Genomic DNA, 26,904 nt, shown 5'->3' with positions numbered 1-26,904 from the left:
GCTCAGCCCTCCGGGATCTCGAACTTGCTGGTGCGCCGCATGCCGGCGGCGCGGCCCTTGCCCGCGACGACCAGCGCCATCTTGCGGCTGGCCTCGTCGATCATCTCGTCGCCGAGCATCGCCGAGCCCTTCTTGCCGCCGGCCTCGGAGGTGCAGTACTCGTAGGCGTCCAGGATCAGCTCGGCGTGGTCGTAGTCCTCCTGGGAGGGCGAGAAGACCTCGTTGGCGGCCTCCACCTGACCGGGGTGCAGCACCCACTTGCCGTCGAAGCCCAGCGCCGCGGCGCGCTGCGCGACCTCGCGGAAGCCGTCCACGTTGCGGATCTGCAGGTAGGGGCCGTCGATCGCCTGGAGGTCGTGGGCACGGGCCGCCATCAGGATCTTCATCAGGATGTAGTGGTAGGCGTCCGCGGGGTAGCCGGGCGGCTGCTCGCCCACGACCAGCGTCTTCATGTTGATGGAGGCCATGAAGTCGGCCGGGCCGAAGATGATCGTCTCGGTGCGCGGCGAGGCGGCGGCGATCTCGTTGACGTTGTTCAGGCCCCGCGCGTTCTCGATCTGCGCCTCGATGCCGATGCGGCCCACCTCGAGGCCCATCGTCTTCTCGATCTGCGTCAGCAGCAGGTCGAGCGCCACCACCTGCTGGGCGCTCTGCACCTTCGGCAGCATGATGCAGTCCAGGTTCTGGCCGGCGCCCTCGACGACGGTGACGACGTCGCGGTACGTCCACTCGGTCGTCCAGTCGTTGACCCGGACCACCCGTGTCTTGCCGCTCCAGTCGCCCTCGTTGAGGAACTTGACGATGGTGTGCCGCGCCTCGGGCTTGGCCAGCGGCGCGCACGCGTCCTCCAGGTCGAGGAAGACCTGGTCGGCGGGCAGACCCTGCGCCTTCTCCAGGAAGCGCGGGTTGCTGCCGGGGACGGCCAGGCAGGAGCGCCGCGGGCGCAGTCGGCTGGCCTGGGGAGCGGGGCTGGTCATGCGGGGACCTCCAGGGGGTCGAGCTTGTTCGCTGTGCGGATCTCGTCCACGATGCGGCCGATGATGCCGGTGATGTCGAAGTCCTTCGGGGTGAACACCGCGGCCACTCCGGCGGCCCTCAGCTGTTCGGCGTCACCGCCAGGGATGATGCCACCGGCGATCACCGGGATGTCTGTGGCACCGGCCACACGCAGCCGCTCCAGCACGTCCGGCACCAGTTGCGCGTGCGAGCCGGAGAGGACGGACAGGCCGACCGCGTGCACGTCCTCGGCAAGGGCCGCGTCGACGATCTGCTCGGGGGTCAGCCGGATGCCCTGGTAGACCACCTCGAACCCGGCGTCGCGGGCCCGCACCGCGATCTGCTCGGCGCCGTTGGAGTGCCCGTCCAGGCCCGGCTTGCCGACCAGGAAGCGCAGCTTGCCGACGCCGAGGTCGCGGGCGGTGGCGTCCACCTTGCGGCGCACGTCGTTCAGCGCCGAGCCCTCCGCCGCGGTGATCGCGACCGGCGCGGACGAGACGCCCGTCGGCGCGCGGAACTCGCCGAACACCTCGCGCAGGGCCCCGGCCCACTCGCCGGTGGTGACTCCGGCGCGGGCGCACTCCAGGGTGGCCTCCATGAGGTTGTCGGTGCCCTTGGCGGCCTCCTTCAGCTTCTCCAGCGCCTTGCACGGGCGCGGGTGGTTGAAGGGCGGCTGGTAGCGGGTGTCGCGCCAGTGCTGGAGCCCCGCGACGACCCGGGCCTCGACGGCCGGGTCGACCGTCTGGATCGCGGTGTCCAGGTCGGCCGTGAGCGGGTTCGGCTCGGTCGTCCCGAAGATGTTGACGCCCACGATCTTCTCCTGCCCGGACTCGATACGGGCGCGGCGCTCGGCGTGCGAGGAGACGAGCTGCGACTTGAGGTAGCCGGACTCGACGGCGGCCATCGCGCCGCCCATCTCCTGGATCCGCTCGATCTCGGCCAGGGACTCCTCGACGAGCTTCGCGACCTTCGCCTCGACGACGTGCGAGCCCTCGAAGATGTCCTCGTACTCGAGCAGGTCGCTCTCGTAGGCCAGCACCTGCTGCATCCGCAGCGACCACTGCTGGTCCCAGGGGCGGGGCAGACCCAGGGCCTCGTTCCAGGCCGGCAGCTGCACGGCACGCGCGCGGGCGTCCTTGGAGAGGGTGACGGCCAGCATCTCCAGCACGATCCGCTGGACGTTGTTCTCCGGCTGCGCCTCGGTCAGCCCGAGGGAGTTGACCTGGACGCCGTACCGGAAGCGGCGGTGCTTGGGGTTCTCGATGCCGTAGCGCTCACGCGTGACCTGGTCCCAGATGCGCCCGAAGGCTCGCATCTTGCACATCTCCTCGATGAACCGGACGCCCGCGTTCACGAAGAAGGAGATACGGCCGACCACGTCGCCCATCCGCTCCTGCGGCACCTGCCCCGAGTCCCGGACGGCGTCCAGGACCGCGATCGCCGTCGACATCGCGTACGCGATCTCCTGGACCGGCGTGGCGCCCGCCTCCTGCAGGTGGTAGCTGCAGATGTTGATCGGGTTCCACTTCGGGATGTGGGAGACCGTGTACGCGATCATGTCGGTCGTCAGACGGAGGCTCGGCCCCGGCGGGAAGACGTGCGTCCCGCGCGACAGGTACTCCTTGACGATGTCGTTCTGGGTCGTGCCCTGGAGCCGGGTGATGTCCGCACCCTGCTCCTCGGCGACGACCTGGTAGAGCGCCAGCAGCCACATGGCGGTGGCGTTGATCGTCATCGAGGTGTTCATCCGCTCCAGGGGGATGTCCTGGAACAGCCGGCGCATGTCACCGAGGTGCGCGATCGGCACGCCGACCCGGCCCACCTCGCCGCGGGCGAGGACGTGGTCGGAGTCGTAGCCGGTCTGCGTCGGCAGGTCGAAGGCCACCGACAGGCCGGTCTGGCCCTTGGCGAGGTTGCGCCGGTACAGCTCGTTGGACGCCTCGGCGGTGGAGTGTCCGGCGTACGTGCGCATGAGCCACGGCCGGTCCTTCTCCCGCTCGCCCGCGGCGGGCTGACGCTCAGTCATCCAGCGCTCCTCAGATGTTCCGGAAGCGGTTGATGGCGTCGAGGTGCCGCGCGCGCATCTCCTCGTCACGCACGCCCAGCCCCTCCTCGGGGGCCATGCACAGCACGCCGACCTTGCCCTGGTGGACGTTGCGGTGCACGTCGTGGGCGGCCTGTCCGGTGTCCTGGAGGGAGTACACCTTGGAGAGCGTCGGGTGGATCCTGCCCTTGGCGATGAGCCGGTTGGCCTCCCAGGCCTCGCGGTAGTTGGCGAAGTGGGAGCCGATGATGCGCTTCAGGGACATCCACAGGTAGCGGTTGTCGTACTGGTGCATGTAGCCCGAGGTCGAGGCGCAGGTGGTGATGGTGCCGCCCTTGCGGGTGACGTAGACGCTCGCGCCGAAGGTCTCGCGGCCGGGGTGCTCGAAGACGATGTCGATGTCCTCGCCGCCGGTGAGTTCACGGATGCGCTTGCCGAAGCGCTTCCACTCCTTGGGGTCCTGGGTGTTCTCGTCCTTCCAGAACCGGTAGCCCTCGGCGTTGCGGTCGATGATCGCCTCGGCGCCCATGGACCGGCAGATGTCCGCCTTCTGCGGCGAGGAGACCACGCAGATCGGGTTGGCGCCGCCGGCCAGCGCGAACTGGGTGGCGTACGAGCCGAGACCACCGCTCGCCCCCCAGATGAGCACGTTGTCGCCCTGCTTCATGCCGGCGCCGTTGCGGGAGACGAGCTGGCGGTAGGCGGTGGAGTTGACCAGGCCGGGCGCGGCGGCCTCCTCCCAGCTGAGGTGGTCCGGCTTGGGCATCAGCTGGTTGGACTTGACGAGGGCGATCTCGGCGAGGCCGCCGAAGTTCGTCTCGAAGCCCCAGATGCGCTGCTCGGGGTCGAGCATGGTGTCGTTGTGCCCGTCGGAGGACTCCAGCTCGACGGAGAGGCAGTGGGCGACGACCTCGTCGCCGGGCTGCCAGGCGTTGACGCCGGGCCCGGTGCGCAGGACCACGCCCGCGAGGTCGGATCCGATGATGTGGTACGGCAGGTCGTGCCGCTTGGTGAGTTCGCTGACCTTGCCGTAGCGCTCCAGGAAGCCGAACGTCGACAGGGGCTCGAAGATCGAGGTCCACACGGAGTTGTAGTTCACCGAGGAGGCCATGACGGCCACCAGGGCCTCGCCAGGGCCCAGTTCGGGCAGCGGCACGTCGTCCAGGTGCAGCGACTTGCGCGGGTCCTTGTCGCGGGTCTCCAGGCCCGCGAACATCTCCGTCTCGTCCTTGTGCACGGTGATCGCGCGGTACGACTCGGGGAGCGGCAGGGCGGCGAAATCGGCGGACGTGGCGTCCTTCGACTGGATCGCGTCCAGGATGTCCTTCACGGTCACGGTGTTGCCTCCGGCGGTGAACGTCCCTGTGAGGGGCAGGGGCGCTGAGGGTTCGTCGGTGCGGGGTGGGTGCTGCTGGGGTCGGGGCGGGTGCCGTCGGTTCGGCGGGGTGCCGGCGGTGCGGCGGGTGGTGCGTGGCGGCGCTTTGTGGCGCGGAAGATGCCTGTGACGCAGGCGTCCGGGCGTGCGGGCGGGCCCGCCGGGACAGTCGGCACGCGGTGCGGTCGCTGCGTGCCGGTCGCCCGGACACCTTCAACGTATGACACCGCGTGTCAGCTGACAAGGCACTGAGTGCCATAACTTCCGCTCAGACGAAATCTTTACGCGACAAATGAGCGATGATCGATCGAACGGGCCCGGGAAGAAGGGCGAAAAGCGCTCTGACATGCCAGAACGGCCACCCCGAAGGGTGGCCGTGAACGCCGCGCGCCGACGGTGGCGCGGCCGTGAGAGGCGCGCGGGAGGGCGCCGGACGGTGCCGGAGCCCGTGGTGGGTACGGTGCCGGAGCCGTGGTGAGGACCGAAGGGAGAGCGGCGCTCAGCGGTCCTTCAGCGCCTCCTCGATGGTCCGCATGACCTCGTCCAGCGGCGCGTCGGTGCGGGCCACGGTGACCAGGACCTCGCCCTGCCGGGACACCGCGGCGGGGGAGGCGGCGGCCGGCCCGGCCGTCGCACCGGCCGTGGAGCGGCCCGCCCCGATCCCCGTCCCGAAGGTCTTGCGCACGATCGCGAAGGCGTGGTCCAGCTGCGCCTCCACGTCGCCCTGTCCGTCCGCCCGCAGCCAGCGCCGCAGCACGTGGTTGTGCGCGGTGACCACCGCGGAGGCGGCGACCTCGGCCAGCAGCGGGTCGTCGTTGGCGTCGTCCGCGTGCGCGCGCTCGTCGAAGTGGCCCAGCAGATACCGGGTGAACAGACGTTCGTAGCGGGCCACCGAGGCGATCTCCGCCTCGCGCAGCGTCGGCACCTCGCGGGTCAGCTTGTAGCGGGCGACCGAGATCTCCGGCCGGGCCGCGTACATCTTCATGACCTCCTTGATGCCGCGGCAGACCGTGTCGAGCGGGTGCTCGTGCGCGGGGGCGGCGTTGAGGACGGCCTCCGCGCGGACGAGCGTGTCGTCGTGGTCGGGGAAGATCGCCTCTTCCTTGGAGCGGAAGTGGCGGAAGAAGGTGCGGCGGGCGACCCCGGCCGCCGCGGCGATCTCGTCGACCGTGGTCGCCTCGTACCCCTTGGTCGCGAACAGCTCCATCGCCGCGGCGGCCAGTTCCCGGCGCATTTTGAGCCGCTGGGCGGCGGCGCGGGAGCCGGCGGCGCTCTCCGGAGCGTCGGGCGCAGCGGGTGTACGTGAGGACTTGGCGGGCTGGGGCATGACCCGAACGTACTGCATACGCGCAGCCCGGTGCGCGGGTGCCCGGCCTTCGCCGGGCCCGGTGACCGGGGGCGGGGCGGCCGGCTCGAGCAGACCGCCCCACTCGGCGCCCTCCTGGAACCGGCCACCCGGCCACGGGCCGGCGCGCTCGCCCGGCCGGTCGCCCGGCCGGTCAGCGGCGGGCATGTTCGCGGAAGCCGCGGCCCGTCTTGCGGCCGAGGCAGCCCGCGGCCACCAGGTGCTCCAGGAGGGGCGCGGGGGCCAGGCCCGGCTCGCGGAACTCGTGGTGCAGGACCTTCTCGATGGCCAGCGAGACGTCCAGGCCGACCACGTCCAGCAGCTCGAAGGGCCCCATCGGGTAGCCGCCGCCCAGCTTCATCGCCGCGTCGATGTCGTCCAGCGAGGCGTAGTGCTCCTGCACCATCTTGATCGCGTTGTTGAGGTACGGGAAGAGCAGGGCGTTGACGATGAACCCGGCCCGGTCCCCGCAGTCCACCGCGTGCTTGCCGACCGTGGCGCACACCTCGCGGACGGTGGCGTGGACGTCGTCGGCGGTCAGCACCGTACGCACCACCTCGACGAGCTTCATGGCCGGGGCCGGATTGAAGAAGTGCATGCCGATCACGTCCTGCGGACGCGAGGTGGCACGGGCGCAGGCGACCACCGGCAGCGAGGAGGTGGTGGTGGCCAGCACCGCGCCCGGCTTGCAGACCTTGTCCAGCGTGCCGAACAACTGCTGCTTGACGGCCAGGTCCTCGGCGACCGCCTCCACGGCCAGGTCCACGTCGGCGAAGTCGTCGTACGTGCCGGTGGCCGTGATCCGGTCCAGGGCCCGCGCCGCGGCCTCGGCGGACAGCCGGCCCTTGTCGACGGAACGCGAAAGAGACCTGCCGACACGGGCCTTGGCGGCCTGTGCCTTCTCGGCGCTGCGCGCGGCGAGCACCACCTCGTACCCGGCCTTCGCGAACACCTCCGCGATGCCGGAGGCCATGGTGCCCGAGCCGGCCACCCCGACACCGCGGACGGCCCGGCCCGGGACGAGGGCGTCGCCGTCCAGCGGGGTGAGCGCGTCCCGCACCACCGTGCCGCTGCCCGCCGCGGCGTAGGTGTAGAAGCCGCGGCCCGCCTTGCGGCCGGTCAGACCCGCCTCGCTGAGCTGCTTGAGGACCGGCGCGGGGGCGTGCAGCCGGTCACGGGACTCGGCGTACATGGCCTCCAGCACCGTCCGGGCGGTGTCGACGCCGATCAGGTCGAGCAGCGCCAGCGGGCCCATCGGCAGCCCGCAGCCGAGCCGCATCGCGGCGTCGATGTCCTCCCGGGAGGCGTACTTGGCCTCGTACATCGCGGCGGCCTGGTTGAGGTAGCCGAACAGCAGCCCGTCGGCGACGAACCCGGGCCGGTCGCCGACCGCGACCGGCTCCTTGCCCAGTTCGACGGCGAGGTCGGTGACGGCGGCGACGGCCTGCGGCGCGGTCAGCACCGAGGAGACGACCTCGACCAGCTTCATGGCCGGGGCCGGGTTGAAGAAGTGCAGGCCGAGCACGCGCTCGGGGCGGGCCGAGTCGGCGGCCAGGCGGGTCACCGACAGAGCGTTGGTGCCGGTCGCCAGGATCGTCTCCGGCCGCACCACGGCGTCCAGTTCGCGGAAGATCCGGTGCTTGATCTCGTACGACTCCGGTGCCACCTCGATGACCAGGTCGGCGTCGGCCGCGGCGGTCAGGTCGGCACAGGTGCGCACACGGGCGAGGACGTCCGCGCGCTCCTGCTCGCTCAGGCGTCCGCGGGCCACCGCGTGGGCGGTCGAGGCCTCCAGGGCGGCGACGGACCGGGCGGCCGCCGCTTCGCTGATGTCGATGCCGACGACCTCGCGGCCGGCGCGGGCCAGGACTTCGGTGATGCCGGTGCCCATGGTGCCGAGACCGATGACGGCCACGGTCTTCAGCGGGCAGGCGGGGGTGTCGGAGAGGGGAGCGGCCATCGCGGGACTCCAGGAATGAGGGGTGACGACTGGGAGCGCGACCCGGTGCGCCGTGGGCGTACCGGGTGCGGAAGGAGAGGGTGCGGGTGCTGCCGGGCTGCATGCGCACACGCCCGGGTGCCGTTGCCGCGGGCGCGCACACGCCCGCACGGCGCGGGACCGGCCGGCTCTGTCCCCGAGCCGGGTCGTACACCGGTGCCCGTGGTACCAGCGGTACCTGAAGCACCGGGGGCACCGGAAACCGGGTGCCGGACCGACAGCACTCGCGGTGGCTGCGTCACCAGGCCACTGCGAGTCGGTGCGAGCGGTGGCTCGCTCGTCTGAGATTAACCCGTGGGTAACGAGCGCGCCAGAGGCGAGGGGCCCCGAGTTCGCAAGGCGGCTCCCGCACGGCCGGTCACGGCTCTAAGGTGGCTTTCGTGGACGAAGAGTTGCGATCACTCACGGAGCGTTTACGGCAGGAGTCGGGCGGGACGGCGGAGTACCGGCAGCTCGTGGCGACGCAGGACCTGGACGAACTGGCCGGCGTCCTCACCGCCGCGGGCCGGCCGCTGTGGGCCCGGGAACTGGCCGCCTTCCGGCTGGGGACCGCGGGCGACCGCCGGGCCTTCGAGTCCCTCGTCCTGCTCCTCAACCACCGCGACCCCCCGCGCTGCGCCAGCGCCGCGCACGCCCTGGCACGCCTCGGCGACCCGCGCACGGCCCGCGCGGCGGCGGCCCTCGCCACCAACGAACTGCGCGTCGCCTACGCCCTGCACCCGGTGCGCCTCCTCGTCGCCCTGCGCGCCCCCGAGTCGGTGCCCGCGCTGATCACCACGCTGCGCCGGCGGCTGCGCCCCCACGACCCCTACCGCCGGGTGGCACTCGCCTGCGTGGAGGGCCTCGGCGCGCTCGGTGACGCCCGAGCCCGTCCGGTGCTCGACGAGGCCCTCGCCCACCCGGCCCTCGCCGAGGCGGCCGTCCACGCGCTGGCCCGGCTTCCGAAGCAGCGGTGAAGCGGGGAGCGCCCGCTCGGCCCGGCAGCTCCCTGACGCACCGCACCTCGGACACGGCGGCACCGCCCCTCTCGAAGGAGTCCTCGGCGCCGTGGCCGCGACAACCCGCGCGTCGGTACGAACGCCGGGCGCGGGTGTCCTCCTCGCAGCCGGCCGGAGCCGCCTCCCGCACGCGGACAGCCGTCAGCCGTCCACCACCGCGAAGGCCTCGATCTCCATCAGGAACTCCGGGCGGACCAGGGCGGCGACCTGGACGGCCGAGCAGGCGGGGAGGCGGTCGTCGGGTATGTGGGCGGCGCGGGCCTCGCGGATGGCCGGTAGGTGGGTCATGTCGGTGACGAAAAAGGTGAGTTTGACGACGTCGTCGAAGGTGGCGCCGGCCGCCGACAGGCAGCGGCGGAGGTTCTCGAAGACCTGACGGGCCTGGGCCGCCGGGTCGCCCTCCCCGACGAGGGCGCCCTTCTCGTCCAGGGCGAGCTGGCCCGAGACGGCGACGAACCGGCCGGTGCCCAGGACGACATGGGAGTACTGGGCGGCGGGGGCGACGCCCTCGGGGGCGGGGATCCGGGTCAGTTCACTCATGCCCTCATGGTGGACCATGGCTCTGACAGCCGGGCCGCCCCCGCCCCCGAGGGGCCCGTAGCGCCTCAGCCCCGGAAGCGGACCAGGTCGTGCAGGGCCGCTCCGCGGGCCGCGCCGGTGCCGCGCGGCACCGGCGCGGCCGAGGCCCTGGCGCTCAGCGGCTTCGGGTCGGGCACCTTCCGGCAGACGGCGTCGGCCCCGCCGGCCGCACCGCGCGGCACCGTGCCGTTGCCCAGGTACGCCGACAAGTACGCGTCCAGGCAGGCGTTCCCGCTCAGCGTGATGCCGTGGTTGCCGCCGCCCTGCTCGACGACCAGGCTGGAGCCCGCCAGCAGCCGGTGCACCCGTACGCCGCCCTCGTACGGGGTGGCGGCGTCGTCGGTCGCCTGGAACAGCAGCACCGGCGGCAGGTCGCGGTTGGCGATGTCCACCGGGCGTGCGGCCGCGCCCGGCCAGAACGCGCACGGCGCGTTGTACCAGGCGTTGTTCCAGGCCATGAACGGTGCCTTGCCGTACACCGCCCAGGTGTCCTCGCGCCACTGCCGCCAGTCGCGCGGCCAGGCGGCGTCGCGGCACTGCACCGAGGAGTAGACGCTGTAGCCGTTGTCACCGGCGGCGTCGACGGCACCGAAGTCCTCGTAGGCCTGGATGAGCGGGCCGGTCGCGTGGTCCTTCACGTACGCGGCGAACGCCTGGGCCAGATAGGGCCAGTAGCCGTTGTAGTAGCCGCCGGGGATGAAGGTGTCCTCCAGCTCGGAGGCGCCGATCCTGCCCGCCGCGGGTTTCCCGGCGAGCGCCGACCGCATCGCGTACCACGCGTGCTCGACCCGGGCCGGGTCGGTGCCCAGGTGGTAGGCCGCGTCGTTGCGGGCGACCCAGGCCATGAACGCGCGGTGGCGGTCGTCGAAGGCCTGGTCCTGCCGGAGGTTGTCGTCGTACCAGATCCCGCTCGGGTCCACGACCGAGTCCAGCACCAGCCGCCGCACCCGCCCGGGGAACAGCTTGGCGTACACCGCGCCGAGATAGGTGCCGTAGGAGTAGCCGAAGTAGTTGATCCTCTGGGCGCCCAGGGCCCGCCGGACGGCGTCCATGTCCTCGACGGCGTCGACGGTGCCGATGTGCGGCAGCACGCTCGCGTACTTCTTCGCACAGGCGGCGGCGTAGGAGCGCACGCGCGCGAGGTTGGCCTGTTCGAGCGCGGCGGTCGCGGGCACCGAGTCCGGGCGCACCGTCCCGAAGTGCCCGGGCGCGCAGTCCAGCGCCGGGCTGCTCCGGCCCACCCCGCGCGGGTCGAAGCCGATGACGTCGTACTGGGCCGCGACCGCCTCGGGCAGCGCGGAGGCGACGAAGGGGGCGAGGGAGAGTCCGCTGCCGCCTGGGCCGCCCGGGTTGACCAGCAGCGGTCCCTGGTACGTCTTCGCGGTGTGCGGGACGCGGGACAGCGCCAGTGTGATCTGCCGTCCGGACGGCCGCCGGTGGTCCAGCGGCACCTTCACGGTGCCGCACTGGAGCGTCGGATGGCCGGTGGTGCCGCACTTCTTCCAGCTGATCTGGGCGGCTCGGGCGACGGCTGCGGGGTGCGGTGTGCGCGCGTCGGCGGGGACGGCGGTGACGGTTCCGGCCACGACGAGTGCGGCACCGCACAGCACGGCAGCGCGTTTTCTCATGCGTCCTCCCAGGACGGAGAGGCTGCGGACCGCGCGTCCCGCGATCCTCGCCGCATCGTCCCGGAAAGCACTCCCGGAAGAACGCGAACCGGGGGCTGTTGACCCGAATGGGCTGACCGATGCGCTCGAACGATCCCCGGTGTGCCGGTGACGGTCCCCGGTGCGCCGATGAGGGTCCCGGTCTCCTGGTGACCGCCCCGGCGCCGGGGCGGTCTCAGAGGAGCGAGAGCTGGACCGGTTCGGGCGGTGCCGGCACCGGCGCGGGGGCCGGACCGGGGGAGTCCTGGTCCGGTGGCGGCGCCTGCGGACGGATGCGCCGCGCCGCGCCCGCGCGCGCGGGGCCGATCCCGTACTCCTGGGCCAGCTCGTGCACCTGACGGGTGATCCGGCGCTGGTACCACTTGGGCGCGTAGGCGCCGTCGGCGTACAGCCGCTCGTAGCGCCGCACCAGGTGCGGGTGGTGCTGCCCCAGCCACGCCATGTACCACTCCCGGGCGCCGGGCCGCAGGTGCAGGGTGAGCGGGGTGACGGAGGTGGCCCCCGCCGCCGCGATGGCCCGCACCGTCGCCCGCAGCTGCGCGGGGTGGTCGCCGAGGAAGGGGATCACCGGCGCCATCAGCACCCCGCAGCCGATGCCGTGCTCCCCGAGGGTGCGGACGACGTCCAGACGGCGCTCCGGTGCCGGTGTGCCCGGCTCCACCGTGCGCCACAGCTCGTGGTCGGTGAATCCCACGGAGACGGAGATGCCCACGTCGGTGACCTCGGCTGCCCGCACCAGCAGGTCCAGGTCGCGCAGGATCAGCGTTCCCTTGGTCAGGATCGAGAACGGGTTCGCGCGCTCGGTCAGCGCGGAGATGATGCCGGGCATGAGGCGGTAGCGGCCCTCGGCGCGCTGGTAGCAGTCGACGTTGGTGCCCATCGCGATGTGCTCGCCGCGCCAGCGGCGGGCGGCGAGCTGGTGGCGCAGCAGCTCGGGCGCGTTCACCTTGACCACGATCTGGGTGTCGAAACCGAGACCGGTGTCCAGGTCCAGGTAGCTGTGCGTCTTGCGGGCGAAACAGTAGACGCACGCGTGCGTGCAGCCCCGGTAGGGGTTGACCGTCCATTCGAACGGCATGCGGGAGGCCCCGGGGACCCGGTTGATGATCGAGCGGGCCCGGACCTCGTGGAAGGTGATCCCGCGGAACTCGGGCGTGTCGAACGTGCGGGTGGTGACCGCGTCCGCGCCGAAGAGCGCGGCGTCGGCCCGGCTGTGTCCGGTGTCCCCGGAGTGTCCGGACTCCCCGGTGTCCCCGGAGTCCGCTGTGAGGTTGTCCCAGCGCATGACGCCTCCTCGGTAGCACTCCTCACAGAATAGAACACACGTTCCCATGATCGTGCGGACGACCGCGGCGGCCCCGTTCCGGAACCGTTCGCGACCGTCCGCCGCACCGGGTCCGATCACTTGCCGCACCCCGATTTGGGGCGCCGGGGAGCGGGGTGGTTGGCTTGCCCCAACCCTGAGAACGGATGTCCTGGAGGAACCCCATGGCGCAGGTCGAGGCCACTACGGAGCGGGTCGTCGCGGCGGACGCGGAGAAGGTGTTCGACGCCCTCGCCGACTACAGCGGCACCCGCGAGCGGCTGCTGCCCGAGCACTTCAGCGAGTACGAGGTGCGCGAGGGCGGCGACGGCGAGGGCACCCTCGTCCACTGGAAGCTCCAGGCCACCAGCAAGCGTGTCCGCGACTGCCTGCTGGAGGTGAGCGAGCCCACCGACGGCGAACTGGTCGAGAAGGACCGCAACTCCTCCATGGTCACCACCTGGCGGGTCACCCCGGCGGGCGAGGGCAGGTCCCGCGTCGTCGTCACCACCACCTGGCAGGGCGCGGGCGGCATCGGCGGCTTCTTCGAGAAGACGTTCGCCCCCAAGGGCCTCGGCCGGATCTACGACGCGCTGCTCGCCCGGCTCGCCACCGAGGTGGAGAAGTAGTCCCGCCCCGCAACTGACCCGGCAGCGGCCCCCGTTGGCCGCGTCACCGGTTCGGGTGATCTCCCCACCGCCCCGCCTCGCGCCGTAACCCCGCGGGCTGTCCGTAGTTGTCGCTTTGCGCGCGGAATCTGCGCGCCAGTGCGACGAGGGAGAGGGCCAAGTGGGCGGGATCACTCTGGTGCAGGACGAACCGGTCGCGGCGCCACCGGAGACCCGCGCCGCCCCGGCCGGGAGCACCGCCGTGCTCCCGGCCGGCGCCGACCCGCTCAGCCCCCGCCGGGTCCGGCTGGTCTTCGTCGGGCTGATGCTCGCTCTGCTGCTGGCCGCCCTGGACCAGATGATCGTCGCCACCGCGCTCCCCAAGGTCGTCGGGGAGCTGCACGGCCTGGACAAGATGTCCTGGGCGATCACCGCCTACCTGCTCACGGCCACCGTGGGACTGCCCGTCTACGGCAAGCTCGGCGACCTGGTGGGCCGCAAGGGGGTCTTCCAGTTCGCCATCGCGGTCTTCGTCATCGGCTCCGCACTGGCCGGGCGGGCCGGGACCATGGACCAGCTGATCGCCTTCCGCGCCGTACAGGGGCTCGGCGCCGGCGGCCTGATGATCGGCGTGCAGGCCATCATCGCGGACATCGTCCCGCCCCGGCAGCGCGGCCGGTTCATGGGGCTCATCGGCGCCGCCTTCGGCCTCGCCTCCGTCGCAGGCCCCCTGCTCGGCGGGTACTTCACCGACCACCTCTCCTGGCGGTGGTGCTTCTACATCAACGTGCCCTTCGGCCTGGTCACCCTCGCGGTCGTCACCGTCGTGCTCAAACTGCCCAGACCGCACGTCAAGGCCCGCTTCGACATCCTCGGCACGCTGCTCCTCGGCACCGCCTCGACGTGCGCGGTGCTGCTGACCAGCTGGGGCGGCACCGAGTACGCCTGGGGATCGCGGGTCATCCTCGGTCTGGGCGCGGGCGCCGCCGTCGCGGCCGTCCTCTTCGTCGTCGCCGAACGCTTCGCCGCCGAACCCCTCATCCCGCTGCGGCTCTTCCGCGACTCCGTCTTCAACATCAGCGGCCTGGTCGGCCTGGTCGTCGGCGTCGCCCTGTTCGGCGCGGCAAGCTACCTGCCGACCTTCCTGCAGATGGTCGACGGCGCCTCCGCCACCGAGTCCGGGCTGCTCATGCTGCCCATGATGGGCGGCATCGTGGTCGCGTCCATCGTCTCCGGGCAGCTGATCAGCCACACCGGCCGCTACAAGATCCACCCGCTGCTCGGCAGCGCCCTGTCCGTCGTCGGCATGTGGCTGCTGTCCCGGCTGGAGGTCGGCACCTCCCGGCTGGAGTACAGCATCTGGATGGCCGTCCTCGGCGCGGGCATCGGCCTGGTGATGCCCGTCCTCGTGCTCGCCGTGCAGAACTCCGTGCGTCCCGCCGACCTCGGCACCGCCACCAGCGCCAACAACTACTTCCGCCAGATCGGCGGCAGCGTCGGCGCGGCCGTCTTCGGCACCCTCTTCGCCGACCGGCTCGCCGACGCCCTGCGCGACCGGCTCCCCGCGCGCGCGGGCACCGCCCTCCCCGACCCCGAGTCGATCACCCCGCAGATGGTGCACGCGCTGCCGCCGGCCCTGCGCGACGCCTACATCCAGGCGTACGCCGACGCGATGCCGCGGATCTTCCTCTACCTCGTGCCGGTGCTCGTCCTCGGCCTGATCATCGCCTTCTTCCTCAAGGAGAAACCGCTGGTGTCCCACAACACCCCCGCCCCGGCCGCCTTCGAGACCGAGCCGGCGCCCCTGAACCACACCGTGCCGCCGTCGCGGGCGCCGTACCCGGCCGGAGTCCCCGTCTGCGGCACGGTGCAGCACGCGGACGGGACCGTCGTGCCGCGCGCCGCGCTCACCCTGATCGACGTCGGCGGACAGCAGATCGGGCGGGGCGCCAGCGGCGAGGACGGGCGGTACGCGCTGTCCACGCCGGGCACCGGCTCGTACGTCCTGATCGCCGCGGCCGGCGGGCACCAGCCGCAGGCGGTCTCCGTGACCGTCGGCGAGCGGCCCGTCGAACTCGACGTCGTCCTCGGCGGCGCCGGACGCCTCGCGGGCACCGTGTGCACCGCGGACGGCAGCCCCGTGCGGGACGCCACCGTCACCCTGACCAACGTCCACGGCGAGGTCGTCGCCAGCACCCGCAGCGGACGCGAGGGCGGCTACGTCATCACCGAACTGGTCGCGGGGGAGTACACCCTCGCCGCCAGCGCGCCCGCCTTCCGCCCGGCCGCGCTCCCCGTCAGCGTGCAGGCCTCCCGCGAGACGCGCCAGGACGTGGAACTGGCGGGCGGCGCCGTCCTGCGCGGCACCGTGCGGGCGAGCGCGGGACGGCCCGTCGAGGACGCGCGCGTGACGCTGCTCGACGCGGCGGGCAACGTCGTCGACACGCTCACCACCGGACCCGACGGATCGTTCCGGTTCGTGGACCTGTCCTCCGGCGAGTACACCGTGATCGCGGCCGGCTACCCCCCGGTCGCCACGGTGCTCCAGGTCGCGGGCGGCGGACGCACGGAACGCGACCTCCAGCTCGGCCACGAGGACTGAGCGGACCGGCGGCGGGGCGCGCCGGGGCGCGGGGCGCACCGCGTCCCAGGGGCGCACCGGCGGCCCTGCGCGCCCTGGGGGGTGCCGGACGACGGGGCGCCGGAGTGCGCACCGTCTCGCCGCGGGAGCCAATTCCCGGGTTTGCCGCACATCGTGACCGGACGGCCCCGTACCGTGGTGGGCCTGGGATCGCAGATCTTGCGGAGCCGTGCGAGAGGGGCCTGGCCATGGACCGTGGCACCGACGGGGACGCGTCTCGCGGCCACCCGGCCGGGACCGGGGCGGCGCGGGCCGCGGCCGGTTCGGCACGGGCCGGGGCCGGGCGGGTTCCGCTGGCCGTGGTCGTCGTCGACCGGGACGGCCTGGTGTCGCACTGGAGCACCGGCGCCCGGCGGCTGTTCGGCACCGGCAGGCAGGAGGCCGTCGGCCGGGCGGCGGCCGACCTGCTGCCCGTCTCCGGGGCGCTGCCCGACGATCCCGAGGACGGCGGGGTGCTCGCGCACCCGGGGCACGCCGCTCATGCCGCCCCCTGCGCCCACGACGGCCACGACGGGCTCGGGCCCGGTCTGGAGACCTCCCTCGACGGGCGCCTGTCCTACCCGGCCGCGGGCCGAGCCCGGCTCACCGTGCCGGGGCGCGGCCGCGTCGACGTCCTGTGGTGGGCCTACCCCCTGGTGGGCCCGGGACCGGAGCGGCTGCTGGTGCTCGCGGCCGACGCGGCCGACGCGGACGTGTTGCGCCGGCCCGCCGGCGCCGGCGGTCACGGTGCCGACGGCGACGGCACCGCCGGCGCCGGCGGTCACGGTGCCGACGGCGACGGCACCGCCGGCGTGGGTCCCGCCGGCCGGGCGGGGCTCGTGGGCGGTGCGGCGGCCGGGCACGGCGCCTTCGCCGTCGAGCGCATCGCGCCCGCCTTCGCGCTGCACACCGACTTCCCCGGCGCCGAGGAACTCGCCCGCGGGCTCCCGGAGATCATGCCCAGCATGAGCGTGGGCGAGAGCGCCCGGATCGTCGCGCAGATCCTCGAACTGGGCTACCCGGTACTGGAGTTCTGCCAGAACGACCGGGTGCCCGTCACCCCCGACTGGGGAGTGCCCCGGCGGGCCGGGCGCGGTGCGCGCCGGCGGCGGGCCGCACGGGCCGCCGCCCCGGGACGACCCGCACCGCACGGCCCCGGCGAAGGCCTCGGCGAGACCACCGGCGGGCGGTCCGGTGAGGCGTTCGACGGAGGGTGCGAGGACGAGCCCGTCGACCTGGAGTACGCCGCCGTCCGGGAGCGCCTGGAGTTCCTCAACGAGGTCAGCGGCCGCATCGGCACCTCCCTCGACCTCGCGCAGACCATCGAGGAGGTCAGCCGGGCCGTCGTCCCGCGCTTCACCGACGTCGCCGGCACCTATCTGCGCGAACAGGTCGTCGCGGGCGAGGGCTTCGCCGAGGGGGTGCCCGACACCACGACCATGTGGCACCGGGTCGCCCTGGAACACACCGACGAACCCGGCCGCTGGGACGACGTGGTGCCCGTCGGGGAGGCGATGCCCTTCCCGGCGCACACGCCGTTCTTCCAGTGCATGACGAGCGGTGAGCCCGTGCTCGTGCCCCGCATCGGCGAGGAGATGGGCCACGCCATCGCCTCGCAGTTCGAGAAGCGGGACATCCGCCCCCTGATCACCCACCGCTCGATGCTCGTCGTCCCGCTCAAGGCGCGCGACGTCGTCCTCGGCTTCATGATCCTGCTGCGCCACCCCGAGCGGGCCGAGTTCAACGACATGGACCGGGTCACCGGCGCGGAACTCGCCGCGCGCGCCGGGCTCGTGCTCGACAACGCGCGCATGTACACGTACCAGGAGAGTGTCGCCGAGACCCTCCAGGACAGCATGCTGCCGCACATCCCGGCACGGATGGCGGGCTGCGACATCGCCACCCGCTATCTGCCGGGCACCCTGCTCGGCAGGGTCGGCGGCGACTGGTTCGACTCGGTCAAACTGCCCGGCGCCCGGACCGCGCTCGTCGTCGGCGACGTCATGGGGCACGGGCTGAACTCGGCGGCGATGATGGGCCAGTTGCGCACCGCCGTGCAGACCATGGCCGCCCTCGACCTGCCGCCCGCGCGGTTGCTGCGCAACCTCGACGACCTCGCCCAGCGGCTCGGTGACGCCTACCTGGCGACCTGCCTGTACGCCGTCTACGACCCCGTCGCGGGCGAACTGCACCTCGCGAACGCGGGCCACATCCCGCCGGCCCTGGTGCGCGCCGCGGACGGCCGCAGCGAGCTGCTGGAGCTGCCCACCGGAGCGCCGATCGGCGTCGGCGGGGTGCCCTTCGAGGCGGTACGCGTGCGCGTGGAGCCCGGCGACCGGCTGGTGATGTGCACCGACGGGCTGGTCGAGGTGCGCGGCGAGGACATCGGGTCCGGACTGGCCACACTGTGCGCGTCCGCGGCTCATCCCGCCGCGTCCATGGACGACGCCTGCGACACGATCGTCCGCGCCCTCAACCCGCGCGGGGGCCGCAAGGACGACGTGGCGCTGCTGATGGCACGCCTCAACGGCATCGGGCCGGACGACGTCGCCGAGTGGCGGCTCGCCCGTGATCCGGCCGAGGTGGGCCGCGCCCGCGCGGCGGTCCGGGAGCAGGTGCACGCGTGGGGGCTGGGGCACCTCGCCGACCCCGCCGGGCTGATGGTCAGCGAGCTGGTCACCAACGCCGTACGGCACTCCCGCGCACGCCCCGTCGCACTGCGCCTGGTCCGCGCGGACACCCTGCTGTGCGAGGTGGAGGACGACGACCACGACCTGCCCGTGCTGCTGAGCGCGGGTCCCGCCGACGAGGCCGGGCGCGGCCTGCGTGTGGTCAGCGCCCTCGCCCGCGAGTGGGGCACCAGCCGTACGGGCACGGGCAAGACGGTCTGGTGCGAACTGTCCCTTCCCCGGCGCTGAGAAGAGAGGGCGGGCCGGGGCGGGGGTGTGAAGGAGTGGGCCGGGTGCTTGCCCGGAGGCGAGGGGCGCGGTAGACCGTTCTCCCGCCCGTCGCTCACGACGGATCACCGCCGCACACTGGGGAGTTGGGCATGAGCGTGACGAGTCGGTACCGGCAGGCCTGGGAGGGGTTCTGGCGTGCGGCGCCCGACGGACCGGGACAGGTGTTCTGGGACGCCGACCCGGCGGTGACCGCCGCCGTGCACGTTCCCCTGTTCGCGCCGTACCTGGCCGCCACCGCTCTGCCGCTGGTGGACCTCGGGTGCGGCAACGGCACGCAGACCCGGTACCTGGCCGGCCGCTTCCCGAGGGTCGTCGGCGCGGACATCGCGGCGGCGGCCGTCGCACGCGCCCGGCTCGCGGACCGGACCGGGCGGGCGGAGTACCGCGAGCTGGACGCCACCGACAAGGCGGCGGCCGGCGCCCTGCACGCCGAGCTGGGCGACGTGAACGTCTACATGCGCGGTGTCCTGCACCAGTGCGAGCCCGACGACCGGCAGGCGCTCGCGGACGCGCTCGCCGTGCTGGTCGGGGAACGCGGCCGGGCCTTCCTGGTCGAGCCGTCCCAGGCGGCGCGATCGGTCCTGGGCCGGCTGGCGCAGGACCCCGCGGGGCCGCCGCCCAAGCTCGCCCCGGTCCTCCGGCACGGGATAGCCCCCGGCGAGGTGAGCGACGAGGCGGTGCCGTACCTCCTCCGCTCGGCCGGCCTCACCGTCCTGGCCGCGGGAGAGCTCCCGCTCGTCACGACGGAGCGCACACCCGCCGGCACCCGAATAGAGCTGCCGTCCAGGTGGCTGGTGGTCACGGCCGCCCGGGAGTGACGCCCCGGCCGCGGGACCGGCCGCCGGAGGTCCCCGGTCCCGCGCTTCGTCCCCTGGCGGGCCCCGGTCTCGCGGTCGCGTTCCGGTGAACCTGGTCTCGCGGTCGCGGCTCGGTGACCTGGGTCTCGCGGTCGCGGTCAGGTGAACCCGGTCTCGCGGTCGCGGTCCGGCCATCCCGGGCCGCACCATCGCGCCCGTGCCTCGGGCTGAGCAGTCGCGCCCGTGCCCCGGGCTGAGGGGGCGCGCGCCCTGACATCCCGGCCGCGCGCCGCCGCGGCCCCGCAGCCGCGGCAGCCTCCCCGCCCCGCGGCGCCTGACCGGTGAGCCGGGCGCTCCAGTCCCGGGAACAGCCGCCGCCACCGCCCCCGCCCCAGCTCAGCGTGTCAGAGGGGCGGCGTATTGTCGCATTGACGTAGTTTGCAGGAGGGGTGGGAGCGGGGGTGGTCCCTACAGCCTGTAGGGTGACGTTCACCCCCACCGCATCCCCCACCGTACAGAGACGAGAGGTGGCCGTGTCGAGCGTCGCGCCCGAACCGGACGTCAGCGTTGTCGTCATCGTCTACAACGACGAAGAGCGTCTTCCGGCGGCCGTCGGTTCCGTTCTCGAGCAAACTCTGCGCAACGTCGAGGTCGTCATCGCCGACGACTGCTCGACGGACGGCTCCTACGGGGTCGCGCAGGCGCTCGCCGCGGCCCACCCGGGCAAGGTCCGCGCGATCCGGCTCGCGGAGAACAGCGGCGGCTGCGGAGAGCCCCGCAACGAGGGCGTCAAGGTCGCCCGGGGCCGCTACGTGATGTTCCTGGACAGCGACGACACGCTGGAGCGCAACGCGTGCCGCAACATGGTCGAGGCCGCCGACCGCACCGGCGCCGACCTCGTCTCCGGCCTCTGCGTCCGTGTGTACACGGACAACCGGCACGGCAAGCGCGTCGCCTGGTACCCGTGGCTGTACCGCAGCACCCGCACGCTGGAGTCCGTCGCCGAGCTGCCGGACCTGTTCGTCTTCGACACGCTGTCGACCAACAAGTGCTACCGGCGCGACTTCCTCCTCGGCAACGACCTCGTCTTCCCGCGCGGCATCCACTACGAGGACCTGCTCTTCTCCGCCCAGGCCTACCTGGCCGCGCGGCGCATCACCCTGATCCCGAACACGGTCTACCACTGGAACGTCGTGGAGAAGACCGAGGCCAAGTCGATCAGCAACCGCCGCGGCGAGATCAGGAACTTCGCCGACCGGGTCGAGATCCACCGCCGTATCGACGCCCTCCTGGACCGCCAGGGCCAGGAGAGGCTGAAGCTGTGGAAGGACATCAAGTTCCTCAAGCACGACCTCGTGCTCTACCTGCGGGAACTGCCCTTCCTCGACGACGACTACCGGCACGGCTTCGCCGAGCTGGCCCGCGGGTACGTCCAGGACTTCCCCGAGGCCGCCTACGCCGAGCTGGACCGCGTCCACGCCATCTGCGCCCAGCTGCTGCTGCGCGAGGACTGGGCGGACCTGATGCCGGCCATCGACACCCTGATCAACCGGCAGAAGATCGCCACCCCGCTGGTCGAGCGGGACGGGCGGATCTACTGGACCGACCGCTACCTCGACGATCCGGACATGCGCTCCGTCCTGGACGTCACCAGCCTCGGCTACCACGCCAAGCGGCTGAACCAGATGTTCCTGCGCAACCAGCTCACCGAGTACGCCGTGGACGGCGGCGACGTGCGGCTCGCGGGTGCGATCGTCAACCCGCTGCACACCATCGCCCCCGGTGCGAAGCTCACCGCCGAGCTGGAGTTCCGGGCCCGGCGGCGCAGCCTGCAGACCTTCCGGTTCCCGGTCGCCGCCGTCAGCCACGAGGGCGACACGATCGCCTGGCGGGCCGAGGTGCCCCTGACCCGGCGCCTGCGCCCGCTCGGCATCATCGACGACGTCTGGGACGTCCGGCTGCACCTGACCGCGGACGGCGCGCGGACCACCAGCCGCCTCACCGTCGGCACCGTCGACCTGGAGCACGCCGAGGCCCTCCCCGTCCGGCCGCGCCTGACGAGGCTGATGGCCGACCGCATCGAGGCCCAGGTGTCCGCCAAGGGCCACCTCGCCTTCCGGCTCGCCCAGCACGGCCAGGCCGCCCGCGCAGGCCGGGCCGCCGTCCAGCGCAACCTGCACGGACGCCCCGCGCGCGCCGCCAAGGGCGCCTACCGCAAGCTGCGCGCCGTGCGCCGCGACCTGAACTCCGGCACCCGCAAGCTCCAGGTCTACGACCGCATGCTGAGCAAGCTCCCCGTCCGCAAGGGCACCGTCGTCTTCGAGAGCCACCTCGGCAAGCAGTACAGCGACAGCCCCCGCGCGATCTACGAGGAGCTGCGCCGCCGCGGCGTGCCCATCACCGCCGTCTGGTCCTACGCGGGCGACCGGCCCAAGGGCTTCCCCGAGGACGCGGAGCTGGTGCGCCGCTGGTCGTGGCGGTACCTGAAGGCGCTCGCCCAGGCCGAGTACTGGATCGACAACCAGGGCTACCCGCTGCGCCTGGCCAAGCGCCCCGAGACGACGTACATCCAGACCTGGCACGGCTCCGCGCTCAAGCGGATGGGCTTCGACGAGCCCACCCACCGGATGCAGTCCGAGCAGGAGCAGCGCTCCTACCAGCAGGCCCTGGACCGCTTCGACCACTTCGTGGTCCGCAGCGAGCACGACGTGCGCACCCTGGCCCGCGCCTACCGCATCCCCGAGCACAAACTGCTGCGCACCGGCTATCCGCGCAACGACGCCCTCGTGCGGGCCCGCGAGTCGGACGCACCGGACCCGCAGGCGCGGCGGCTGGCCGAACGCCTGGGCATCGACCCGGGCAAGCGGGTGCTGCTGTACGCGCCGACGTTCCGCGCCCACCCCGACGGCCGGGTACGCGACTTCGCGTTCCCCTTCGACGTCGAGGAGTACGCCGACCGCTTCGGCGACGACCACGTCCTGCTGGTGCGCGCGCACTACCTCAACCGGCTCACTCTGCCGCCCTCGGTGGCCGGACGCGTCATCGACGTCAGCGCGGAACCGGACATCACCCCGCTGATGCTGCTCGCCGACGCACTGATCACCGACTACTCCTCGGTGATGTTCGACTACGCGCTGCTCCAGCGCCCCATCGTGTTCTACGTCCACGACTGGGAGGAGTACGCCGAGGACACCCGCGGCACCTACTTCGACCTGCTCACCGAGGCGCCCGGCCCCGTGCCGCGCACCCCGGAGGACCTCTTCGCCGCGCTCGGCGACCTGACCGCCGTGCACACGGCGTACGAGGCCCTGCTGAAGGAGTTCGTGGACAAGTACGGCGAGTACGACCGCGGGGACGCCGCGGCGCAGATCGTGGACCGTTTCTTCGGCCCCGCGGGAGAGGCCCGATGACCCAGCGCGACATCTTCTTCGTGGCCAACGAGGTCAACGAACTCGGCGGCGTGGGCCGCTGGCAGGCCCAGCTCGCCAGGCTGCTGGCCGACCGCGGCCACCGGGTCACCATCGCCGGCATCGCACCGGCGGGGCACCCGATGGACCTCGGCGAGAACCCCCCGTTCCGCACGGTCACGCTGTACGCCCGCCGGCCCCCGGGCCGCCCCCGGCCGCGCCGCCTGCTCGGCTCCGCCGACCCCGCCCTGCGCCGCCACGACGCCCACATGCGGGCCGCCGCCGGACGGCTCACGGCACTGTTCCGCGCCGCCTCGCCCGGTGCGGTGATCATCGTCACCCAGGTCTGGGCGATGGAGTGGGTGGCCCTCGCGGACACCGCCGGACACACCGTCATCGGCATGACCCACGAGTCCTTCGAGACGGCCCGCAAGTCGTCCCGCTTCGCCCGGGTCAAGAAGTACTACGCCGACGTCGACCGGCTCCTCGCCCTCACCCAGGAGGACGCCGACCGCTGGGTCGGCGAGGGCATGAACAACCTCGACTTCATGCCGAACCCGCTGCCCATCGAGCCCGGCACCCCCTCCCCGCGCACCGAGAAGGTCGTCGCGAGCATCGGCCGGCTCTCCCACGAGAAGGGCGTCGACCTGCTGCTGGACGCCTGGGCGCAGGCCGCTCCGCAGCAGCCCGGCTGGACCCTGCGGATCTACGGCAGGGGAGAGTCCGAGGCGGAGCTGCGCCGGCAGTGCGCCGAGCTGGGCATCGAGGACTCGGTGGACTTCGCCGGGCAGACCGACGACGTGCCCGGGGCGCTGCGCGCCTGCTCCGTCTTCGTCCAGTCCTCCCGCGGCGAGGGCTTTCCGCTGGTGCTGCTGGAGGCGATGGCGAGCGGGGTGCCGTGCGTCGCGTTCGACTGCGCGCCAGGCGTCCGGGAGATCGTCACCCATGACGAGGACGGACTGCTCGCCCGGCCCGGCAACACCTCCGAACTCGCCCGCCACCTCGTCCGGTTGATGTCCGACGAACCCCTGCGGGACGCGATGGGGGAACAGGCGCTGCGCAGTGTGCGGCGTTTCGACCCCGCAGCCATCACCCGCCGCTGGGAAGAGCTGTTCGACTTCCTGGAGCGGTGACACGAGGATCCAACGGGCGATTCCGGGTACCGGTACGCCGACGACAGGCCGGCAACCGGCCGAGGACAGGCTGACGACAGACCGAGGACGGAGCGCGCATGACGGTGAGGCACCCCCGTGACGACCGCGGTGAGAGCCGGGACCTGATGGTCAACCCGGTCTTCAGCCGGGAACCGCTGAAGGTTCCGCGGTACGCGATGCCGTCGGGGGAGATGGAACCGGACACGGCCTACCAGATCGTCCACGACGAGCTGATGCTCGACGGCAACGCCCGGCAGAACCTCGCCACGTTCGTCTCCACCTGGGCCGAGCCGGAGGCCCGGCGGCTGATGGACGAGTGCGCCGAGAAGAACATGATCGACAAGGACGAGTACCCGCAGACCGCGGAACTCGAGACCCGGTGCGTCCACATGCTCGCCCGTCTCTGGCACGCCGAGGACCCCCGGCACGCGGTCGGCTGCTCCACCACCGGGTCCAGCGAGGCGGCGATGCTGGGCGGGCTCGCGCTCAAGCGCCGCTGGCAGCACCGGCGGCGCGCGCAGGGCAAGCCGGCCGACCGGCCCAACCTGGTCATGGGCATCAACGTCCAGATCTGCTGGGAGAAGTTCGCCGACTACTTCGAGGTCGAGCCGCGCTACGTGCCGATGGAGGGGGAGCGCTATCACCTGACCCCCGAGAAGGCCGTCGAGCTGTGCGACGAGAACACCATCGGGGTCGTCGCCGTCCTCGGCTCCACCTTCGACGGCAGCTACGAGCCCGTCGCCGGCATCGTCGCCGCCCTGGACGACCTCCAGGACCGCACCGGACTGGACATCCCCGTCCACGTCGACGGCGCGTCCGGCGCGATGATCGCCCCCTTCCTCGACCCGGACCTCCCGTGGGACTTCCGGCTGCCGAGGGTCGCCTCCATCAACACCTCCGGCCACAAGTACGGCCTGGTCATGCCGGGCGTCGGCTGGGCCCTGTGGCGGGACAAGGACGCCCTCCCCGACGACCTCGTCTTCCACGTCAACTACCTCGGCGGCGACATGCCGACCTTCGCGCTGAACTTCTCCCGGCCCGGCGCGCAGGTCGTCGCCCAGTACTACAACTTCCTGCGCCTGGGCTTCGACGGCTACCGGCGGGTCCAGCAGACCTGCCGGGACGTCGCCACCCGGCTCGCCGCCGAGATCGCCGGACTCGGACCGTTCGAGCTGATCACCGACGGCAGCGACATCCCCGTCTTCGCCTTCCGGATGCGGGACGGCATCGACCACTACAGCGTCTTCGACGTCTCCGCGGCCCTGCGCGAGAGCGGCTGGCTGGTGCCCGCGTACACCTTCCCCAAGAACCGCACCGACCTGGCGGCCCTGCGGATCGTGGTCCGCAACGGCTTCAGCCACGACCTCGCCGACCTGCTCCTGGCCGACCTGCGCCGCGTCCTGCCCCGCCTGGACAAGCAGCACGAGCCGCACCGCAGTGCCGACGACTCCGGCGGTTTCGCCCACGGCGCGGAGACCAAGAACCCGCGCACCCCGGGCCGCCACTGACCTAGGAGGTACCCGATGTGCCGTCTGTTCGGCCTCAGCAGTGCCCCGCAACGCAGCCACGCCACCTTCTGGCTCCTGGACGCGCCCGACAGTCTCAGCCGGCAGAGCCGCCACGACCCCGACGGCACGGGCCTCGGCTACTTCGCCCCGGACGGCACCCCGCACGTGGACAAGGCCCCGATCGCCGCGTACCAGGACCGGGTCTTCGCCGAAGAGGCCCGGGAGGTGGAGTCCGCCACCTTCCTCGCGCACGTCCGCTACGCCTCCACGGGCAGCCTGGACGCCCGCAACACCCATCCCTTCGAGCAGGAGGGGCGGCTGTTCGCGCACAACGGGGTCATCGAGGACCTCGGCCGGCTCGACCAGCACCTGGGGCAGGACCGGGCGCTGGTCCGCGGCGACACCGACTCCGAGCGGTTCTTCGCCCTCATCACCCGGGAGATCCGCGACGCCGGCGGTGACATCACCGCCGGCATCGGACACGCCGCCCGCTGGATCGCCGCGCACCTGCCCGTCTACGCCCTCAATCTCGTCCTCATCACCCCGGGCGGGCTGTGGGCGCTGCGCTACCCGGACACCCACGAGCTGTACGTGCTGCGACGTCCCGAGGGGGGACCGCACGGCGGCCGCCACCTCGACCACAGCGGCAGCCGGGGACGCATGCGGGTCCACTCGCAGAACCTGGCCGACAAGCCCGCCGTGGTCGTGGCGAGCGAACGCATGGACGACAACCCCGACTGGCGTCTCATGGAGCCGGGGGAACTCCTCCATGTGGGTCCGGACCTGAGCACCACCAGCAGCACCGTCCTGCCCGACGCCCCCGCCCACCGGCTCACCCTGGCCGGTCTGCGCCCCGAGGCCGCAGCGTCCCAGACCGTCGCCTGATCCGCCGCACGAACCACCGACGCTACGCCAGATACGTTCCTGACATGGCGTCAAGCGGTCGTCAGTCAAAGGTGAAACGGCGCCGCTGACGCGGCATCAGACCCGTACGCCGAACTGGTAGGGCATGTTGCCCATCGACTCGTAGCGCACGAAAGCGCCGCTGTGCGGGGCGTGCAGGACCATGCCCTTGCCGGCGTAGAGGCCGACGTGGTGCAGGTCGCCGTAGAAGAAGACCAGGTCGCCCACCTGGAGCTGGTTCTGCGAGTAGATGCGCTGGCCGATGTTGGCCTGCGCCTCGGAGGTGCGCGGGATGGAGACGTTGGCCTGCGCGTACGCCCAGGAGGTCAGGCCCGAGCAGTCGAAGGTGGACGGCCCGTTGTGGCCGTAGTCGTACGGGCTGCCGATCTTGCTCTGGGCGGCGGAGAAGGCGGCGCCCGCGTGGCCGCTGCCCGGGGTGATCTTGCCCATGGAGACCCGCTCCGTGCCCCGGGTGGCGCGGGTCTGCTCGGCGGCGGCGAGCTGCTGCTTCTCCTGGGCGGTGAGCGTGTTGAGGAGCTGCCGCGCCTCGGCGAGCTTGCCCTGGACTTCCTTCTTCTTGCTGCCCAGTTCGGTGCGGGTGGCGGCGAGGTCCTTGAGCTTGGCGGTGGCCTCGGCCCGCT

The 26,904-nt window shown here is 72.6% G+C and carries 18 protein-coding genes; 9 read left to right on the top strand and 9 right to left on the bottom strand.

The annotated features are described in order from the left end of the window. Nucleotides 1-2: 2 nt before the first annotated feature. The 5 genes from IG64_RS27695 to IG64_RS27675 all read right to left on the bottom strand — a co-directional run bounded on the left by IG64_RS27695 (nt 3) and on the right by IG64_RS27675 (nt 7,720). Entirely contained in the window at nt 3-977 is a 975-nt protein-coding gene (locus IG64_RS27695) for an HpcH/HpaI aldolase/citrate lyase family protein (protein ID WP_037861132.1), read from the bottom strand. Next, the gene (locus IG64_RS27690; RefSeq protein WP_037861130.1) at nt 974-3,022 is read right to left on the bottom strand and encodes a protein meaA; all 2,049 of its coding nucleotides are present in this window, start codon (nt 3,020-3,022) and stop codon (nt 974-976) included. The genes IG64_RS27695 and IG64_RS27690 overlap by 4 nt, the downstream gene beginning before the upstream one ends. Nucleotides 3,023-3,032: 10 nt before the next feature. Then, nucleotides 3,033-4,370 (bottom strand): crotonyl-CoA carboxylase/reductase, encoded by a 1,338-nt coding sequence (ccrA, locus tag IG64_RS27685; RefSeq protein WP_199811665.1) that lies wholly within the window; start codon nt 4,368-4,370, stop codon nt 3,033-3,035. A gap of 544 nt (nt 4,371-4,914) precedes the next feature. Next, complete coding sequence (locus tag IG64_RS27680) at nt 4,915-5,742, bottom strand: TetR family transcriptional regulator (RefSeq protein ID WP_037861185.1); 828 nt, start codon at nt 5,740-5,742, stop codon at nt 4,915-4,917. Between the two features lie 172 nt (nt 5,743-5,914). After that, a complete protein-coding gene (locus IG64_RS27675) occupies nt 5,915-7,720 on the bottom strand; it encodes a 3-hydroxyacyl-CoA dehydrogenase family protein (protein WP_037861128.1) in 1,806 nt (601 codons plus the stop codon). A gap of 419 nt (nt 7,721-8,139) precedes the next feature. On the opposite strand from IG64_RS27675, the gene IG64_RS27670 reads away from it, so the two are divergent. Next, nucleotides 8,140-8,715 (top strand): adenylosuccinate lyase, encoded by a 576-nt coding sequence (locus tag IG64_RS27670; RefSeq protein WP_037861126.1) that lies wholly within the window; start codon nt 8,140-8,142, stop codon nt 8,713-8,715. 183 nt (nt 8,716-8,898) lie between these two features. Here IG64_RS27670 and IG64_RS27665 read toward each other — a convergent pair whose 3' ends face one another. The 3 genes from IG64_RS27665 to IG64_RS27655 all read right to left on the bottom strand — a co-directional run bounded on the left by IG64_RS27665 (nt 8,899) and on the right by IG64_RS27655 (nt 12,288). Beyond that, nucleotides 8,899-9,297, bottom strand: a complete 399-nt coding sequence (locus IG64_RS27665) for a RidA family protein (RefSeq protein WP_037861124.1) — start codon at nt 9,295-9,297, stop codon at nt 8,899-8,901. Between the two features lie 65 nt (nt 9,298-9,362). Continuing rightward, nucleotides 9,363-10,964, bottom strand: a complete 1,602-nt coding sequence (locus IG64_RS27660; RefSeq protein ID WP_037861123.1) for an alpha/beta hydrolase — start codon at nt 10,962-10,964, stop codon at nt 9,363-9,365. A 214-nt stretch (nt 10,965-11,178) separates the two neighbouring features. After that, nucleotides 11,179-12,288: an Rv2578c family radical SAM protein gene (locus IG64_RS27655; RefSeq protein ID WP_037861122.1), complete on the bottom strand. Its 1,110-nt coding sequence runs from the start codon at nt 12,286-12,288 to the stop codon at nt 11,179-11,181. A gap of 203 nt (nt 12,289-12,491) precedes the next feature. Here IG64_RS27655 and IG64_RS27650 point away from each other — a divergent pair, with 203 nt between their 5' ends. The 8 genes from IG64_RS27650 (at nt 12,492) to IG64_RS27615 (ending at nt 26,245) form a co-directional block, all read left to right on the top strand. Further along, entirely contained in the window at nt 12,492-12,935 is a 444-nt protein-coding gene (locus tag IG64_RS27650; RefSeq protein ID WP_037861121.1) for an SRPBCC family protein, read from the top strand. Nucleotides 12,936-13,095: 160 nt separating this feature from the next. After that, the gene (locus IG64_RS27645) at nt 13,096-15,516 is read left to right on the top strand and encodes an MFS transporter (protein ID WP_037861120.1); all 2,421 of its coding nucleotides are present in this window, start codon (nt 13,096-13,098) and stop codon (nt 15,514-15,516) included. Nucleotides 15,517-15,743: 227 nt separating this feature from the next. After that, nucleotides 15,744-18,452 carry an ATP-binding SpoIIE family protein phosphatase gene (locus IG64_RS27640; RefSeq protein WP_037861119.1) on the top strand — a complete coding sequence of 903 codons (2,709 nt, stop codon included), beginning with the start codon at nt 15,744-15,746 and terminating at the stop codon, nt 18,450-18,452. A gap of 131 nt (nt 18,453-18,583) precedes the next feature. Further along, entirely contained in the window at nt 18,584-19,312 is a 729-nt protein-coding gene (locus tag IG64_RS27635) for a methyltransferase domain-containing protein (RefSeq protein WP_037861118.1), read from the top strand. Nucleotides 19,313-19,818: 506 nt separating this feature from the next. Continuing rightward, on the top strand, nt 19,819-22,701 hold the full coding sequence (locus IG64_RS27630; RefSeq protein ID WP_078884255.1) for a bifunctional glycosyltransferase/CDP-glycerol:glycerophosphate glycerophosphotransferase: 2,883 nt from the start codon (nt 19,819-19,821) through the stop codon (nt 22,699-22,701). Continuing rightward, on the top strand, nt 22,698-23,831 hold the full coding sequence (locus IG64_RS27625) for a glycosyltransferase (RefSeq protein ID WP_037861117.1): 1,134 nt from the start codon (nt 22,698-22,700) through the stop codon (nt 23,829-23,831). Before IG64_RS27630 ends, IG64_RS27625 begins: the two co-directional genes overlap by 4 nt. 98 nt (nt 23,832-23,929) lie before the next feature. Continuing rightward, nucleotides 23,930-25,360 carry a glutamate decarboxylase gene (locus tag IG64_RS27620; RefSeq protein ID WP_037861115.1) on the top strand — a complete coding sequence of 477 codons (1,431 nt, stop codon included), beginning with the start codon at nt 23,930-23,932 and terminating at the stop codon, nt 25,358-25,360. A 15-nt stretch (nt 25,361-25,375) separates the two neighbouring features. Beyond that, nucleotides 25,376-26,245: a class II glutamine amidotransferase gene (locus IG64_RS27615; RefSeq protein WP_037861113.1), complete on the top strand. Its 870-nt coding sequence runs from the start codon at nt 25,376-25,378 to the stop codon at nt 26,243-26,245. Between the two features lie 96 nt (nt 26,246-26,341). On the opposite strand, the gene IG64_RS27610 is transcribed toward IG64_RS27615, so the two are convergent. After that, on the bottom strand, nt 26,342-26,904 hold a 563-nt coding region (locus tag IG64_RS27610), incomplete at its 5' end, for a C40 family peptidase (protein WP_037861111.1).

This window comes from Streptomyces sp. NRRL S-340 (genome assembly GCF_000720185.1).
In the GTDB taxonomy this organism is placed as follows: Bacteria; Actinomycetota; Actinomycetes; order Streptomycetales; family Streptomycetaceae; genus Streptomyces.
Note: the sequence above shows the minus strand (reverse complement) of the source record. Positions and strands in the feature narration are given on the sequence as shown.

Excerpts from the sequence above, each read along its gene's own strand:
- IG64_RS27695 (WP_037861132.1), bottom strand. The coding sequence starts at position 977 with ATGACCAGCCCCGCTCCCCAGGCCAGCCGACTGCGCCCGCGGCGCTCC.
- IG64_RS27690 (WP_037861130.1), bottom strand. The coding sequence starts at position 3,022 with ATGACTGAGCGTCAGCCCGCCGCGGGCGAGCGGGAGAAGGACCGGCCG.
- IG64_RS27680 (WP_037861185.1), bottom strand. The coding sequence starts at position 5,742 with ATGCCCCAGCCCGCCAAGTCCTCACGTACACCCGCTGCGCCCGACGCT.
- IG64_RS27675 (WP_037861128.1), bottom strand. The coding sequence starts at position 7,720 with ATGGCCGCTCCCCTCTCCGACACCCCCGCCTGCCCGCTGAAGACCGTG.
- IG64_RS27665 (WP_037861124.1), bottom strand. The coding sequence starts at position 9,297 with ATGAGTGAACTGACCCGGATCCCCGCCCCCGAGGGCGTCGCCCCCGCC.
- IG64_RS27660 (WP_037861123.1), bottom strand. The coding sequence starts at position 10,964 with ATGAGAAAACGCGCTGCCGTGCTGTGCGGTGCCGCACTCGTCGTGGCC.
- IG64_RS27655 (WP_037861122.1), bottom strand. The coding sequence starts at position 12,288 with ATGCGCTGGGACAACCTCACAGCGGACTCCGGGGACACCGGGGAGTCC.
- IG64_RS27650 (WP_037861121.1), top strand. The coding sequence starts at position 12,492 with ATGGCGCAGGTCGAGGCCACTACGGAGCGGGTCGTCGCGGCGGACGCG.
- IG64_RS27640 (WP_037861119.1), top strand. The coding sequence starts at position 15,744 with ATGGACCGTGGCACCGACGGGGACGCGTCTCGCGGCCACCCGGCCGGG.
- IG64_RS27635 (WP_037861118.1), top strand. The coding sequence starts at position 18,584 with ATGAGCGTGACGAGTCGGTACCGGCAGGCCTGGGAGGGGTTCTGGCGT.
- IG64_RS27625 (WP_037861117.1), top strand. The coding sequence starts at position 22,698 with ATGACCCAGCGCGACATCTTCTTCGTGGCCAACGAGGTCAACGAACTC.
- IG64_RS27620 (WP_037861115.1), top strand. The coding sequence starts at position 23,930 with ATGACGGTGAGGCACCCCCGTGACGACCGCGGTGAGAGCCGGGACCTG.
- IG64_RS27615 (WP_037861113.1), top strand. The coding sequence starts at position 25,376 with ATGTGCCGTCTGTTCGGCCTCAGCAGTGCCCCGCAACGCAGCCACGCC.